At 68.4% G+C, this 15,850-nt stretch carries 12 protein-coding genes; 3 read left to right on the top strand and 9 right to left on the bottom strand.

Features of this window, described 5'->3' with window-relative positions:
- Window positions 1-148: 148 nt before the first annotated feature.
- A complete protein-coding gene (locus tag FG99_RS25800) occupies window positions 149-640 on the top strand; it encodes a Dps family protein (protein WP_043273370.1) in 492 nt (163 codons plus the stop codon).
- 396 nt (window positions 641-1,036) lie between these two features.
- A complete protein-coding gene (locus FG99_RS25795) occupies window positions 1,037-1,579 on the top strand; it encodes a hydrolase (RefSeq protein ID WP_043273062.1) in 543 nt (180 codons plus the stop codon).
- Here the strand turns inward: FG99_RS25795 and rlmF are convergent, their stop codons facing one another.
- The 4 genes from rlmF to FG99_RS25775 all read right to left on the bottom strand — a co-directional run bounded on the left by rlmF (window position 1,580) and on the right by FG99_RS25775 (window position 7,052).
- A complete protein-coding gene (rlmF, locus tag FG99_RS25790; RefSeq protein WP_043273060.1) occupies window positions 1,580-2,569 on the bottom strand; it encodes a 23S rRNA (adenine(1618)-N(6))-methyltransferase RlmF in 990 nt (329 codons plus the stop codon). It lies immediately after the preceding gene.
- A 586-nt stretch (window positions 2,570-3,155) separates the two neighbouring features.
- A complete protein-coding gene (locus FG99_RS25785) occupies window positions 3,156-3,452 on the bottom strand; it encodes a winged helix-turn-helix domain-containing protein (RefSeq protein ID WP_009616132.1) in 297 nt (98 codons plus the stop codon).
- Between the two features lie 17 nt (window positions 3,453-3,469).
- Window positions 3,470-5,302, bottom strand: a complete 1,833-nt coding sequence (locus tag FG99_RS25780; RefSeq protein ID WP_043273059.1) for an SLC13 family permease — start codon at window positions 5,300-5,302, stop codon at window positions 3,470-3,472.
- Between the two features lie 94 nt (window positions 5,303-5,396).
- Window positions 5,397-7,052 carry a thiamine pyrophosphate-binding protein gene (locus tag FG99_RS25775; RefSeq protein WP_043273058.1) on the bottom strand — a complete coding sequence of 552 codons (1,656 nt, stop codon included), beginning with the start codon at window positions 7,050-7,052 and terminating at the stop codon, window positions 5,397-5,399.
- A 210-nt stretch (window positions 7,053-7,262) separates the two neighbouring features.
- Between FG99_RS25775 and FG99_RS25770 the strand changes: the two genes are divergently transcribed.
- The gene (locus FG99_RS25770) at window positions 7,263-9,167 is read left to right on the top strand and encodes a M14 family metallopeptidase (protein ID WP_043273057.1); all 1,905 of its coding nucleotides are present in this window, start codon (window positions 7,263-7,265) and stop codon (window positions 9,165-9,167) included.
- Between the two features lie 656 nt (window positions 9,168-9,823).
- On the opposite strand, the gene FG99_RS25765 is transcribed toward FG99_RS25770, so the two are convergent.
- The 5 genes from FG99_RS25765 to FG99_RS25745 all read right to left on the bottom strand — a co-directional run bounded on the left by FG99_RS25765 (window position 9,824) and on the right by FG99_RS25745 (window position 15,703).
- A complete protein-coding gene (locus FG99_RS25765) occupies window positions 9,824-10,114 on the bottom strand; it encodes a nucleotidyltransferase family protein (RefSeq protein ID WP_043273056.1) in 291 nt (96 codons plus the stop codon).
- Window positions 10,115-10,203: 89 nt separating this feature from the next.
- The gene (locus FG99_RS25760) at window positions 10,204-13,053 is read right to left on the bottom strand and encodes a valine--tRNA ligase (protein WP_043273054.1); all 2,850 of its coding nucleotides are present in this window, start codon (window positions 13,051-13,053) and stop codon (window positions 10,204-10,206) included.
- A 309-nt stretch (window positions 13,054-13,362) separates the two neighbouring features.
- Window positions 13,363-13,737: a hypothetical protein gene (locus FG99_RS25755; protein WP_043273052.1), complete on the bottom strand. Its 375-nt coding sequence runs from the start codon at window positions 13,735-13,737 to the stop codon at window positions 13,363-13,365.
- Window positions 13,738-13,752: 15 nt separating this feature from the next.
- A complete protein-coding gene (locus FG99_RS25750) occupies window positions 13,753-14,181 on the bottom strand; it encodes a DNA polymerase III subunit chi (RefSeq protein ID WP_009616140.1) in 429 nt (142 codons plus the stop codon).
- Window positions 14,182-14,215: 34 nt separating this feature from the next.
- The gene (locus FG99_RS25745; RefSeq protein WP_043273050.1) at window positions 14,216-15,703 is read right to left on the bottom strand and encodes a leucyl aminopeptidase; all 1,488 of its coding nucleotides are present in this window, start codon (window positions 15,701-15,703) and stop codon (window positions 14,216-14,218) included.
- Window positions 15,704-15,850 lie beyond the last annotated feature (147 nt).

Below are 15,850 nucleotides of genomic sequence, written 5' to 3'. Positions count from 1 at the left end.
CGCCGCCAGCAAGCCGGCTGCTGCCAAACCCGCTGCTGCGAAACCTGCCGCGGCGAAGAAGCCGGCAGCGAAGAAACCCGCCGCCAAACCGGCGACTGCCGCCAAGCCCGCCGCCGCGGCCAAGCCGGCACCGCGCCGCGCCCCGGCCCTGGCCACCCCGTCGGACCTGTCCAGGGACGCCACCCGCGACCTCAGCGCGGCCCTGAGCCGCCTGCTGGCCGACGTCTTCGCCCTGTACCTGAAGACCAAGAACTTCCACTGGCACGTGAGCGGCCCGCACTTCCGCGACTACCACCTGCTGCTGGACGACCAGGCCACCGAAATCTTCGCCATGACCGACCCGATCGCTGAGCGCGTGCGCAAGATCGGCGGCAATACCATCCGCTCCATCGGCCACATCGGCCGCCTGAAGCGCATCGCCGACAACGACGCCGAGTTCGTCCAGCCGCTGGACATGCTGGCCGAGCTGCAGGAAGACAACAAGTCGCTGACCGCCTACATGCGCGAAGTCCACGACCTGTGCGACGAGTACCACGACATCGCCACCGCCAGCCTCATCGAGAACTGGATCGACGAGACCGAGCAGCGCACCTGGTTCCTCTTCGAGACCAGCCGCCGCGGGGATGTGACGGGGCATTGAGGGTGCATGGCTGAAGAGAGGAGGGCCCCTTTTGCAGGGGCCTTTTTCTTTGATGTGGAGGTGGGCGACAGTGTGTGCTGCGACCCCGCTTACCCTCTCCCTAACCCTCTCCCTGAAGGGAGAGGGGACCGTTGGGCAGACGCTGATGTTTTGGAGTCAGCCGGCTAGCACAGAGACTGCCGGCTGAAACCAAGCCTTCTCTCGGCACGGACAAGCCCCCTCTCCCTTCAGGGCGGGGCGCGCAGCCGAGGGCTGGGGAGAGGGAGCGGACTTCGACGCCGCTCCAGCGCTTCACCTTCGCTCATTCTCTTCCCTGCGTTTGTGTCGACCTGCTTTCCCGGTTGACACCCCCACACAGCAAGCCGAAAAAGAAGAACCACCCCAGGAGACTCCCCCATGCTGCTCCACGCCCCCACCTCGACCCTCCTCCTCATCGACATCCAGGAACGCCTGTTCCCCGCCATCCACGACGCCGAGGCGCTGCTGCAGCACAGCGCCTGGCTGCTGGCCGTGGCGCAGCGCCTGGGCGTGCCGGTGCTGGCCACCGAGCAGTACAGCAAGGGCCTGGGTCCGACCCTGGCGCAGCTGCGCGAGCACCTGCCGGCCGCGGCCATCCTGGAGAAGATCGCCTTCTCCGCGGTGGCCGACCCTGGTCTGCTGCAACTGCCCGGCGGCCAGCGCCGGCAGTTCGTGGTGTGCGGCACCGAGGCCCACGTCTGCGTGCTGCAGAGCGTGCTCGGCCTGCTGGCCGAGGGCCGCGAGGTCTACGTGGTGGCCGAGGCGGTCGGCTCGCGACGCCCGGAGGACAAGGCCCTGGCCCTGGAGCGCATGCGCCAGGCCGGCGCGGTGATCGTCAACCGCGAGATGGTCGCCTTCGAATGGCTGGAGCGCGCCGGCAGCGAGACCTTCCGCGCCGTCAGCCGCGAGTTCATCCGTTAGTCAGGGGTACCAGGCGGCGCGCGCCTCGGCGTCGAGGAAGGTCCAGGCGACGAAGCGGCTCTGCTTCTGCCCCTGGGCCATGTCCAGGGTGCGCACCTGCAGCGCGCCGGCCTTCTTCAGGGCGCGGCGGAAGTCGTCGAGGTTGCCGGCCTTGGACACCAGCGAGCTGAACCACTGCACCTGCTGCGCCACTTCGCGGCTTTCGCTGGCCATGCGCTTGAGGAAGGCGATCTCGCCGCCCTCGCACCACAGCTCGTTGCTCTGCCCGCCGAAGTTCAGCAGCGGCAGCTTGCGCGAGGGGTCGAGCTTGCCGAGGTTCTTCCACTTGCGCCGGCTGCCGGCGCGGGCTTCCTCGGGGGAGGCGTGGAACGGCGGGTTGCACAGGCTGGCGTGGAAGCGTTCGTCGGCGTGCAGCAGGCCGTGGAAGATGTGCTGCGGTTCGCTCTGCTGGCGCAGCTCGATGGCCTCGGCCAGGCCCGGGTTGCCCAGCACTATGTTGCGCGCCGAGGCCAGGGCGGCGGGTTCGATGTCGGCGCCGAGGAAGCGCCAGCCGTAGTCGCGGTGGCCGATCAGCGGGTAGATGCAGTTGGCCCCGACGCCGATGTCCAGCACCCGCACGCCGGGCCCGCGCGGCACGCGGCCTTCGTTGTCCTCGGCCAGCAGGTCGGCCAGGTAGTGCACATAGTCGGCGCGGCCGGGGATCGGCGGGCAGAGGAAGTCGGCGGGGATTTCCCAGTGGCCGATGCCGTACTGCGCCTTGAGCAGCGCGCGGTTGAACACCCGCACCGCCTGCGGGTCGGCGAAGTCGATGCTGGGCTTGCCGTAGGGGTTGGTGATCACGTAGTCGCCCAGTTCGGGGCTGGCGGCGATCAGGCTGGGAAAGTCGTAGCGCCCCTGGTGGCGGTTGCGCGGGTGCAGCAGGTCGGGTTTCTTCGCGGCGGGATCGCGCAGCGGTTGCGGCTTGGCGGGGCGTTTCGGCGGCTTGGGCATGGCGGGCGGCAGGGCAGGGGAGCGGAGGGCGATTTTCCCACAGAAGCGCGCCTTCTGCTTCTCGTAGCGGATCTCATCCGCGAACCGCGCCGGGACGTCCGGCTATCGCGGACAAGGTCCTACGGTTCCAGGAAGCACGGCTTTCCGTAGGATGGCGTTGCGCGGAGCGATCCCCATCACCCCCGGAAGCTTGGGTACCGCAAGCTCAACCCATCCTACGAAAAGCACCTCGGCGCAAGACAGTTGCTCCTACGACCGTGCTTTCCTGGAAACGTAGCGGGCCCTGCCCGCGATTCGCGCGCAGGGCGCGCTCCTACAGGGGAATGGTGGGTGGGGCGGCGTAGGCGGATCTCATCCGCGAATCGCGCCGATAGTTCCGGCTATCGCGGACAAGGTCCGCTCCTACGGGGGAGGAATGCCGTGCTCCCCGGCAACCTGTAGGAGCGGGCCCTGCCCGCGATTCGCGCGCAGGGCGCGCTCCTACACGGGGATGGCGTGGGTGGGGCGGCATAGGAGCGGATCTCATCCGCGAATCGCGCCGATATGTTCGGCTATCGCGGACAAGGTCCGCTCCTACAAGGCGGATTCAGGGGTATTCCAGAGTCGCCTTGATCTTGCCCAGGTTCGCCTCGATCCAGCGCGGGTCGATGGCGCCCCAGTCGCGGATGCGGTAGTGCCCGGCGTTGTTGCGCTCGCCGGCGTGCTGTTCGAACACGCAGTCGATGTCCAGGTCGGCCAGCGCCGCCAGGGTGTCCTGGGCGGTGCGCCGGGGCATGCCGGTGGCTTCCATCAGCGCCGGCACGCTGCTGGCCTGGCCGCTGTGCACCAGCCAGGCGACGTACAGGCGGCGGTAGAAACTGCTCTTGGTCTTGCTCACTTCCATGGGCTTTCCTTGTTCGGTCAATACAGCGGCAGCAGCCAGGGTACCAGCAACACGCTGACGATCATCACCAGCAGGGTGAAGGGCACCCCGACCCTGACGAAGTCGCCGAAGCGGTAGTGCCCGGGGCCCAGCACCAGGGTGTTCACCGGCGAGGAGATGGGCGTCATGAAGGCCGCCGAGGCGGCCAGCGCCACTATCATGGCGAAGGGTTCCGGCTGGGCGCCCAGGGCCCTGGCGGTGGCGATGGCCACCGGTGCCATGAGCACGGCGGTGGCGGTGTTGGAGATGAACAGGCCGATCAGCGCGGTGAGCAGGAACAGGCTGGCGAGGATCAGGTAGGGCCCGGCGCCGCCCAGGGCCGCCACCAGGGCCTGCACCGCCAGGTCGATGCCGCCGGTCTTCTGCAGGGCCAGGGCGAAGGGCAGCATGCCGACGATCAGCACCAGGCTCTGCCAGTGGATGGCGCGGTAGGCGCTGTCCATGTCGATGCAGCGGAAGGCGCCCATCAGCAGGCAGGCGATCAGCGCGGCCAGCACGTTGGGCACCAGGCCGCTGACCATCAGCAGCACCATCACCCCCAGGCTCAGCAGCGCGTGGGGCGCCTGGCTGGCCGCCGGCGCGGCCTCGTCCACCTCGGCCGGCAGGCTCAGCACCAGGAAGTCGCGGCCCTGGCCCTGGAGCTGGCGGATGTCCTTCCAGGCGCCCACCACCAGCAGGGTGTCGCCGACCTTCAGCTTGGCGTCCAGCAGGCCGTCGACCACGGCTTCGCGGTTGCGCCGCAGGCCCACCACGTTGAGCCCGTACTGGCTGCGGAAGCCCAGCTGCAGGATGCTCTTGCCCAGCAGCGCGGACTCCGGCGGCAGCGTCACCTCGGCCATGCCCACCTCGTGGGCGCGCTCGGTGAAGTAGTCGCCGTGCAGGCTCAGCGGTTCCAGGCCGTATTCGTGGTAGAGGGCGAGCAGGTCGATGCCCGGCTGGTAGATGTCTACCAGCAGCACATCGCCGACCTGCAGCACCACGTCGGCGCCGGGGCTGAGGATCTTCAGGCGGAAGCGCGCCAGGCGCTCGATGGCGATCACGTTGGTGCCGCGCTCGGTGCGTAGCTGGACGTCGCCGAGGCTCATGCCGGCCAGCGTGGAGTCGGCGCGGATGCGCAGCCGGCGCTCGCGCCCGGCCAACTGGTAGTCGCGGATCAGGTCGCGCAGCGAGCGGCGCTGCGCGGCGTTGCCGGGGCCGTCGCGATTGTCGCCGAGCCAGCGCCGGGCCACCAGCATGTAGGCCACGCCCAGGACCAGGATCACCAGGCCGATGGGGGTGAAGCTGAAGAAGCCGAAGCCCGGCTCGCCCTCGCGCACCAGTTCGCTGTGCACCACCATGTTCGGCGGCGTGGCCACCAGGGTGAGCATGCCGCTGATCAGCCCGGCGAAGCTCAGCGGCATCATAAGCCGCGCCGGCGAGACGTTCAGGCGCCCGGCGACGCTGAGCACCACCGGAATGAAGATCGCCACCACGCCGGTGGAACTCATCACCGAGCCCAGCCCGGCCACCGCCAGCATCAGCAGCACCAGCAGGCGCGTCTCGTCGCTGCCGGCCTTGTGCGTCAGCCATTCGCCGATGCGGTAGGCCACGCCGGTGCGCACCAGGCCCTCGCCGATGATGAAGAGCGCGGCGATCAGCACCACGCTGGGGTCGGCGAAGCCGGCCAGGGCTTCCTGCACGCTGAGCACGCCGCTCAGCGGCAGGGCGACCATGGCCAGCAGGGCGACCACGTCCATGCGCGGCCGGTTGACGACGAACAGCGCCACCGCGGTGGCGAGCAGGAACAGGACCCAGAGCAGTTGCGGATTCATGCGCTTCCTTAGCCGGCGAATCGGCGGGCATTGTGCCCGGGCGAGGGGCGCAATGCCTTGATCCGATGCAGCTTAGCGAAGCCTTCGGCGGTTTTCAGGAAAGCCGCGCCACCGGGGTGATCTGCCGTGGGTCGGTGCGCAGCTCGATCAGCGCCGGCTTGCCGCAGGCCTGGGCGCGCTGGAAGGCGGCGGCGAAGTCCTCGGTGCGCTCCACCAGCTCACCATGGGCGCCGAAGGCCCGGGCCAGGGCGACGAAGTCCGGGTTGTGCAGCTCGGTAGCCGAGACGCGCCCCGGATACTCGCGCTCCTGGTGCATGCGGATGGTGCCGAGCATGCCGTTGTTGACCACGATGACGATCAGCGCGGCGCCGAACTGCACGGCGGTGGCCAGTTCCTGCGGGTACATCATGAAGCAGCCGTCGCCGGCGAAGCACACCACCTCGCGCTGCGGCTCGCGCAGCTTGGCGGCGATGGCGGCGGGGAAGCCGTAGCCCATGGCGCCGTTGGTGGGCGCCAGCTGGCTGCGGGCGGCGCGATAGCGGTAGAAGCGGTGCACCCAGACGGCGTAGTTGCCGGCGCCGTTGCTGATCACCGCGTCTTCGGGAAGGGTTTCGGCGAGGTGGCCGACCACCGCGGCCAGGTCCACGCCCTGCAGTTCGGCGGGGCTGGCCGGCGGGGTGGAGTAGGCCAGGTAGTCGGCGCGGGCCTCGGCGGTCCATTCGGCCCAGGGGCGGTTTTCCAGTGGCGCCAGGGCGTCGAGGGCGGCGGCCATGGCCGGCAGGCTGGCCTGGATCGGCAGGTCGGCCTGGTAGACGCGGCCCAGCTCGCTGGCGTCGGGGTGGACGTGGATCAGCGTCTGCTCGGGTTTCGGGCTGCGCACCAGGGTGTAGCCGGCGCTGGGCGTCTCGCTCAGGCGCGAGCCGAGCACCAGCAGCAGGTCGGCCTCCTGCACCCGCGCGGCGAGCTTGGGCGAGGCGCCGAAGCCGAGCTGGCCGACGTACTGCTCGTCGCGGTTGTCGTACAGGTCCTGGCGGCGGAACGAGGCCGCCACCGGCAGTTCGTTGGCCCGGGCGAAGCGTTGCAGGACGCGGCGCCCGGCCTCGTCCCAGCCGGTGCCGCCGATCACCAGCAGCGGCTTGCGCGCGCGGGCGAGCAGGCTGCGCAGCTCCTCCAGCGCGGCCAGCGGCGGGGCGACCTGCGCAATGCGCGGGGCGGGCGCGTCCGCCACCTGCGCGGCGCCGAACAGCACTTCCTCCGGCAGGCCGACCACCACCGGGCCAGGGCGGCCGGACTGGGCCACGGCGAAGGCCTGGGCGACCACCTCGGGAATGCGCTGGATGTCGTCGATCTCCGTGGCCCACTTGGCCAGGCCGCCGAACATCTGCCGGTAGTCCACCTCCTGGAACGCCTCGCGGCCCTTGAAGGCGCTTTCCACCTGGCCGACGAAGAGGATCATCGGCGTGGAGTCCTGTTTCGCCGTGTGCACGCCGTTGGCCGCGTGGGTGGCGCCCGGCCCGCGGGTGACGAAGCAGATGCCCGGGCGCCCGGTGAGCTTGCCGTAGGCGTCGGCCATGTTCGAGGCGGCGCCTTCGTGGCGGGTGACGATGGTGCGGATCGAACGCGCGTCGTGCAGGGCGTCGAGCACCGGCAAGTAGCTTTCGCCGGGGATGCAGTAGACGGTGTCCACCGCGTTGCGCAGCAGGGCTTCGACGAGGATCTGGCCGCCATTGCGGGCGGGGAGGTCGGACATGGTGCGGGCTCCTGTGGAAGTCGGGACGGCGGCTTTCCGGGCCGCGCTGGCGCGTCGATCTTCGGCCCAAAGCCTGCGCCGCGCCAAGCGAGCTTTCTTCGGGTAGTCATTCCACCCCGGAATGACGTCTGCGACAACCGGCCCCTTCGGCCGCGCGGATCATGGTCTAAGGTTCTCGGGGCCATGGCTCACCGCGAAAGGAGGCCCACCATGCGCCATCGAGGATTCCACCCGCTGTACGCCGCACTGCTGCTGAGCGGCAGCCTGCCGGCCCTGGCCGCGCTGCCCCAGGCGCCCGGCTACGTCGACGACAGCGGCTACCCGGCGGCCGCCAGGCAGCGCATCCTGCCGCCGATGTTCGAGCAGAAGCTGAGCAGCACCCGCTACCTCGCCAAGCCCGACGATCCGCTGATCACCCTGGCCGAGTCCAGCGGCTTCCGGCAGACCAGCGACTACCAGCAGACCCGCGAGTACCTGAAGAAGCTGGCCGATGCGTCCGGCGGCAAGCTGCAGCTGAGCGAGCTGCCGGAAAAGAGCGCCAGCGGCGAGCCGATGCTGCTGGTGACCGCGTCCACCGAGGCCGACAAATCGCCGGCCGGGCTGAACGGCTCGGGCAAGCCGACGCTCTTCGTCGAGGCCGAGATCCACCCCGGCGAGGCCAACGGCAAGGACGCCATGTTCATGCTGCTGCGCGACATGACCGCCGGGGCCAAGCCACTGGCCGGGCTGCTGGAGAAGGTCAACATCCTCTTCATCCCCACCGTGAACGTCGACGGCGACCTGCGCCGCAGCCCCTACGGGCGCATCAACCAGAACGGCCCGGAGGTCACCGGCTGGCGCGTCAACGGCCAGAATCTCAACCTCAACCGCGACTTCACCAAGCTCGACAGCGCGGAAATCCGCAACGTCGCCTGGGTGTTCAACCAGTACGACCTGAGCTTCTTCGCCGACACCCACTCCACCGACGGCGCCATGTACCCCTACGACAGCTCCTACTGCCACAACGGCAACGGCTGGTCGCCGGCGTCCAGCCAGTGGATGGACAAGGTCATGCGCGGCCCGGTGTACAAGGAGCTGGAGGGCGACGGCCACGTGGTGCACGAGTGCATCAGCCTCAACGACAACCAGGACCCGGCCAAGGGCTACTACCCCTACCGCACGGACCTGGCGCGCTTCTCCAACCAGTACGGCGACATCCGCAACGTGCCCTCGATCCTCATCGAGCAGCACGCGCTGCATCCGTATGAAACCCAGGTGCTGGGCAACTACGTGATGCTCAAGGCGATGTTCCGGGTGATCGGCGACAACGCCGACTCGCTCAAGGCCGCCATCGCCAAGGACCGCGAGCGCCTGGAGGCGCAGAAGGAGGTGATCCTCACCTGGAAGCCGGGCAAGGAGCAGCACACGCCCTTCGTCGTCGGCGACTACCGCTACGAGCAATCGCCCATCACTGGCGCGAAGACCATCGTCTGGAGCAACAAGCCGAAGACCTTGCAGGTGCCGGTCAGCGATAACTCGGTGCCCGACCTGGTGGTCAAGCGGCCGAAACAGTACGTGGTGCCGGTGCAGTGGAGCGAGGTCATCGCCCGGCTCAAGGCCCACGGCATCCGCATGAAGACCCTGGAGCAGCCGACCGCCATCGAGGTCACCCTGTACCGCATGGACGACATCAAGCTGGCCGGCGGCTTCGAACCGGACCGCGCGGCGGCCAACGAAATCCCCGGCTACGAGGGGCACCTGCTGGTCAGCGGCACCGGCAAGCCGTTCCAGCGCCTGCAGACCTTCCCGGCAGGCTCGGTGGTGATCGACACCGACCAGCCGCTGGGCGTGCTGGCGATCAACCTGCTGACCGCCGAGAGCCCGGATTCCTTCTGGTCCTGGGGCTTCTTCAACTCGACGCTGGTGTCCGCGGAAGAGCCGGAGGAATACGTGATGGAGCCGATGGCGCGCAAGATGCTCGCCGAGGACCCGCAGCTGAAGGCCGAGTTCGAGAAAAAGCTGAAGGAGGACAAGGCCTTCGCCAAGGACCCGCATGCGCGGCTGGAATGGTTCTACCAGCGCACGCCCTTCTATGACGTGAATGCCTACGTCTACCCGGTTGGCACGGTGTTCTGAGGGACAGGGGCTCTTCGTAGGAGCGAGCCGTGCCCGCCGGTATGGTAGGACTCCGCACGCGATGGACCGAACGCCGGCCCTGCCGGCGCAATCGCGGATGAGATCCTACGACGGCATTTCTCCTGTACCTGTAGGAGCGGGCCCTGCCCGCGAATCGCGCGCAGGGCGCGCTCCTACAGGGGAATAGCGCAGGTGGGGCAGCGTAGGAGCGGATCTCATCCGCGAATCGCGCCGGGACGTCCGGCTATCGCGGACAAGGTCCGCTCCTACGAGGAAACTCCATGCCTCACGACAACTGTAGGAGCGGGCCCTGCCCGCGAATCGCGCGCAGGGCGCGCTCCTACAGGGGAATGGCGCAGGTGGGGCGGCGTAGGAGATCTCATCCGCGAATTGCGCCAGTAGCTTGGGCTATCGCGGACAAGGTCCGCTCCTACGAGGAAACTCCATGCCTCACGACAACTGTAGGAGAACAGCCCTGCCCGCGATTCGCGCGCAGGGCGCGCTCCTACAGGGGAATGGCGCAGGTGGGGCAGCGTAGGAGCGGATTCATCCGCGAATCGCGTCGGAGCCTCCGGCTATCGCGGACATAGCTCAGGACTTTCTCCGCGCAGGTGATCATGTCGTCGACGTAGAAGTGCCAGACTCGCCCGGACGCCTCAGACATTCACCGCCTCCGCCTCGATGAAGGGCCGCAGTTCGGGGCGCAGGGCCTTTTCGGTGACCAGGTCGACGCTGCTGCCCAGCAGGTCCTCGAGGTAGAACTGCACGCCGAAGTAGCGCTCGGAGGTGGCGGGGCCGTCGAAGGCCACCAGGATATCCACGTCGCTGTCGGGCCTTGCGGCATCGCGCACGGTGGAGCCGAACAGGGCGAGCCGGACCACGCCGAAGCGCTCGGCCAGCTCGGGCTTGCAGCTTTGCAGCAGGTTCAGGGCGTTGGTGCGGTTCATGGCGGTGGCCGGGCTCCGGGGATACGCCAGAAGGTAGCACAAGCGAAAAGCACAAGGCCCGCATTCGCGGGCCTTGTGGATGACGCCTGTTACAGGCTGGCGATCTTCTCGCGCTGCTGGATCAGGTTGGTCACCGCCTGCTCGGCTTCGGCGAGCTTGGCGCGTTCCTTCTCGATGACTTCGGCCGGGGCCTTGGCGACGAAGCCTTCGTTGGCCAGCTTGCCGCCCACGCGCTTGACCTCGCCTTCCAGGCGCTGGATTTCCTTGTCCAGGCGCGCCAGTTCGGCGGCCTTGTCGATCAGCCCGGCCATGGGCACCAGCACCTGCAGTTCGCCCACCAGCGCGGTGGCCGACATCGGCGGTTCCTCGCCTTCGTCGAGCACGCGCACCGACTCCAGCTTGGCCAGCTTCATCAGCAGCGGTTCGTTGTCGGCCAGGCGGCGGTGGTCTTCGGGGGAGGCGTTGTTCAGCACCAGGTCGATGCGCTTGGCCATGGAGATATTCATCTCGCCGCGGATCTGGCGGATGCCCAGCATCAGCTGCTTGACCCACTCGATGTCGCCTTCGGCGGCGGCGTCGATCTTCGCCTCGTCGGCCACCGGCCAGGGTTGCAGCATCAGCGTGTCGCCGCTCTTGCCGGCGGAGGCCTTGATGCGCTGCCAGATTTCCTCGGTGATGAAGGGCATGAACGGGTGCGCCAGGCGCAGCGCGGTCTCCAGTACGCGCACCAGGGTGCGGCGGGTGCCGCGCTGGCGCTCGATGGGCGCGTTCTCGTCCCACAGCACCGGCTTGACCAGTTCCAGGTACCAGGCGCAGTACTCGTCCCAGACGAACTCGTAGAGGGCCTGGGTGGCCAGGTCGAAGCGGAAGGCGTCGAGCTGGCGGGCGACTTCCTGCTCGGTGCGCTGCAGGGCGGAGATGATCCAGCGGTCCACCGCGGACAGCTCGACCGGCTCGCCGTTCACGCCGGTATCCTGGCCATCGGTGTTCTCGATGACGAAGTTGGCGGCGTTCCACAGCTTGTTGCAGAAGTTGCGGTAGCCCTCGACGCGGCCCATGTCGAACTTGATGTCGCGGCCGGTGGAGGCCAGCGAGCAGAAGGTGAAGCGCAGGGCGTCGGTGCCGTAGCTGGCGATGCCTTCGGGGAACTCGGCGCGGGTCTGCTTGGCGATCTTCTCGGCGAGCTTGGGCTGCATCATGCCGCTGGTGCGTTTTTCCAGCAGCGCGTCGAGGCTGATGCCGTCGACGATGTCCAGCGGGTCGAGCACGTTGCCCTTGGACTTGGACATCTTCTGGCCCTGGCCGTCGCGCACCAGGCCGTGGACGTACACGGTCTTGAACGGGATCTGCGGGGTGCCGTCCTCGTTCTTGATGAGGTGCATGGTCAGCATGATCATGCGCGCCACCCAGAAGAAGATGATGTCGAAGCCGGTCACCAGCACGTCGGTGGGGTGGAAGGTCTTCAGGTATTGCGTCTGTTCCGGCCAGCCGAGGGTGGAGAAGGTCCACAGGCCCGAGCTGAACCAGGTGTCCAGCACGTCTTCGTCCTGGCGCAGGGGCTGGTCGCCCAGGTTGTGCTTGGCGCGCACTTCGGCCTCGTCGCGGCCGACGTAGACGTTGCCGGCCTCGTCGTACCAGGCCGGGATGCGGTGGCCCCACCACAGCTGGCGGCTGATGCACCAGTCCTGGATGTCGCGCATCCAGCTGAAGTACATGTTCTCGTACTGCTTGGGCACGAACTGGATGCGGCCGTCTTCCACGGCGGCGATGGCGGGTTCGGCCAGCGGCTTGGTGGAGACGTACCACTGGTCGGTCAGCCAGGGCTCGATGACGGTGCCGGAGCGGTCGCCCTTGGGCACTTTCAGCGCGTGGTCGTCGATTTTCTCCAGCAGGCCCCTGGCTTCGAAGTCGGCGACGATCCGCTGGCGCGCGACGAAGCGGTCCAGGCCGGCGTAGGCGGCCGGCAGGCTGGCGTCCACATCCGGGTTGACGCTGCCGTCGAGCTTGAACACCTGGGCGGTGGCGAGGACGGCGGCGTCCTTGTCGAAGATGTTGATCAGCGGCAGGTCGTGGCGCTTGCCGACTTCGTAGTCGTTGAAGTCGTGGGCCGGAGTGATCTTCACGCAGCCGGTGCCGAACTCGCGGTCGACGTAGTCGTCGGCGATGATCGGGATGCGCCGGCCCACCAGCGGCAGTTCGACGAAGGTGCCGATCAGGGCCTGGTAGCGCTCGTCCTCCGGGTGCACGGCGACCGCGCTGTCGCCGAGCAGGGTTTCCGGGCGAGTGGTGGCGACCACCAGGTGGTCCTTGCCGTCGGCGGTCTTGTGGCCGTCGGCCAGGGGGTAGCGCAGGTGCCAGAGGTGGCCCTTCTCGTCGTGGTTCTCCACTTCCAGGTCGGAAATGGCGGTGTGGAACTTGGTGTCCCAGTTGACCAGGCGCTTGCCGCGGTAGATCAGGCCGTCGTCGAACAGGCGGACGAAGGCTTCCTTCACCGCGTTGGACAGGCCGTCGTCCATGGTGAAGCGCTCGCGCGACCAGTCCACCGAGGAGCCCAGGCGGCGGATCTGCCGGGTGATGGTGCCGCCGGACTGTTCCTTCCACTCCCAGACCTTCTCCAGGAACTTCTCGCGGCCGAGGTCGTGGCGCGCGATGCCCTGGGCGGCCAGCTGGCGCTCCACCACCATCTGGGTGGCGATGCCGGCGTGGTCGGTGCCCGGCTGCCACAGGGTATTGCGGCCCTGCATGCGGCGGTAGCGGATCAGCGCGTCCATGATGGCGTTGTTGAAGCCGTGGCCCATGTGCAGGCTGCCGGTGACGTTCGGCGGCGGGATCATGATGGTGTACGGCTCGCCGGAACCCTGCGGGGCGAAGTAGTTGTTCTGCTCCCAGGTGGGGTACCAGTGGGATTCGATGGCGTGGGGCTGGTAGGTCTTGTCCATGAGCGCGGCGGGACCCTGTTAGCGGCTAGACGGAAAACCGGAGAGTATAACGGCTGCCGAGGGGCGGCGGCCACCGGCGATCAGGGGGCTGGAGGGGGCCGTTCGGCGTGGGCGGGAGGTCCGGCGTCAGCCTGGGAGCGGGCCCTGCCCGCTATTCGCGCGCAGGGCGCGCTCCTACTGTGCGCCGAGGCGCTTTTCGTAGGATGGGTTGAGCCTTGGCGAAACCCATGCGGTCGTGGTGATGGGTATCGCTTCGCTCAACCCATCCTACGGGGCATTGTGTTTGCCGGAGGGCCCTACGCCCGGCGGTCAGGGCTTGCGCTGGGCCAGCAGCCTTTGCAGGCGCGCTTCCAGGCGGCGCTGCAGTTCGGCTTCGATCTGCGGCACGAAGTCGTCGATCACGTCCTGCAGGATCAGCTGCGCGGCGGCGCGCAGTTCGCTGTCCAGGCGGGCCTGTTCGCGGTTGTGGGTGTCCGCCGGCGGCAGGTCGTCCTCGGCTTCTTCCTCGGCCGGGGCCGGCCGCGGCGAGGCCTGCACCACGTCGGAGAGCAGCGGGATGTTGTCCGGCTCGAAGGATTCGGTGAGCAGGGGCGGTTCGCCATCCGGCTCGCCGAGCAGGTCGTGGATCGACTCCAGGTCGTCGAGCAGGTGGTCGGGGTCTTGCGGTGGCTTGCGGCTGTCCATTTTTCCGGTAGAGCGTCAGAGGCGCGGCAGGCGATGGTCCTGCAAAGGATAGCCCTGCTCGCGGTAGAAGCGGAAATTCTCCCGCGCCGCCTGGCGGATGGCAGGCTCCTCCACCACCAGTTCGGCGATGCGCGAGAACTCGCCGGCGAAGGCCGGCACCGCCAGCGTCAGGTTGATCAGCAGGTCGCGGCGGCCCGCCGGCGGCTCGCCCAGGCCCAGGGTGACCGGGGCCTGGGCGTCTTCCTCGGCGGCGTTGTGCGGCACGAAGGCTTCCTTGCGGAAGCTCCACAGACGCGCGTCCAGGGCTTCGCGCTGAGTTTCGTCGGCGCACAGCAGGTACACCCGCATGCCCTGCCGCCAGGCCTTGTCGGCCAGGCGGCAGGCGATGGTCAGGCGCGCGTCGGGATCGGCGCTGGGGATGACGTAGAAGTCGACCCGCGTCATGCCGGCGATCCCGTCGAACGATTGCGCTTTGCCATTACTTCACGCGGTCCAGCAGGTACTGGGTGAGCAGCGGCACCGGGCGGCCGGTGGCGCCCTTGTCCTTGCCACCGCTGATCCAGGCGGTGCCGGCGATGTCCAGGTGCGCCCAGTGGTACTTCTTGGCGAAGCGCGAGAGGAAGCAGCCGGCGGTGATGGTGCCGGCCTTCGGCCCGCCGATGTTGGCGATGTCAGCGAAGGGGCTGTCCAGCTGTTCCTGGTACTCGTCGAACAGCGGCAGTTGCCAGGCGCGGTCGTCGGCGTGCTCGCCGGCCTTGAGCAGTTGGCGCACCAGGGCGTCGTTGTTGCCCATCAGGCCCGAGGTGTTGGCGCCCAGGGCGACGATGCAGGCGCCGGTGAGGGTGGCGATGTCCACCACCGCCTGGGGCTTGAAGCGCTCGGCGTAGGTCAGGGTGTCGCACAGCACCAGGCGGCCTTCGGCGTCGGTGTTGAGGATCTCGACGGTCTGCCCGCTCATGGTGGTGACGATGTCGCCGGGGCGGGTGGCGCGGCCGCTGGGCATGTTCTCGGCGCAGGCCAGCAGGCCCACCAGGTTGATCGGCAGCTGCAGCTCCAGCACCGCGCGGAAGGTGCCGAAGACGCTGGCGGCGCCGCACATGTCGAACTTCATCTCGTCCATGCCCAGGCCGGGCTTGAGGCTGATGCCGCCGGTGTCGAAGGTGATGCCCTTGCCCACCAGCGCGTAGGGCGCCTCGTCCTTCTTGCCGCCGTTGTACTGCAGCACGATCAGCCGCGGCGGCTGCTCGCTGCCCTGGGCCACGGCGAGGAAGGCGCCCATGCCCAGCTCGCGGAGTTTCTTCTCGTCCAGCACCTCGACCTTGAGGTTCTTGTGCGCCTTGGCCAGGGCCTTGGCCTCGTCGGCCAGGAAGCTGGGGTGGCAGAGGTTCGGCGGCAGGTTGCCGAGGTCGCGGGTCAGGGCCATGCCGTTGGCGATGGCCTGGGCCTGCCTGGCGCCCTGCTCGATGGCGGGGGCGTCGGCCTTGTCGGCCAGCAGGGTGATCTTCTTCAGCTTGGGCGCGTCGGCCTTCTGGCTCTTGAAGCGGTCGAACACGTACAGGCCATCGGCCAGCGTCTCCACCAGCAGGCGCGCCTTGCCGTGGGCGTCGCGGCCCTTGACCGCCAGGTCGCCCAGGGCCAGCACGGCGTCGCCGCCGCCCAGGCTCTTCAGGCTGGCCAGCACCGAGGAAACCAGTTTGCGGTATTGGCGGTCGGAGAGTTCGCGCTCCTTGCCCGCGCCCACCAGCAGCACGCGTTCGGCCTTAAGGTTGGGCAAAGCTTGCAGGAGTAGGGTCTGGCCGACCTTGCCGGCCAGGTCGCCGCGCTTGAGCAGGGCTGCGATGGCGCCGCCGCTGGCGGTGTCCACGGCCTGGGCCACGGTGCCGAGCTTGCGGCCTTCGCCGACGGCGAGCACCAGGGTGGCGGTCTTCAGGGTTTGCGGACTGACGCTTTTTACAAGGAATTCCATGACAAGGTGTCCCCGGAGCGAAGGGTCGAAGTGGCGGGCGGTCGGCGACCCGTCCCGGTGTCTGCGCAGTGACAGGCCCGGCGAATCGCAGGATAATGCCGCGTATTTTTCACCGGCCCGCTGCAATGCGGGCCGGCAGTGCCTCAC

Source organism: Pseudomonas sp. AAC (genome assembly GCF_000725445.1).
GTDB classification, from domain to species: Bacteria; Pseudomonadota; Gammaproteobacteria; order Pseudomonadales; family Pseudomonadaceae; genus Pseudomonas; species Pseudomonas citronellolis.
Note: the sequence above shows the minus strand (reverse complement) of the source record. Positions and strands in the feature narration are given on the sequence as shown.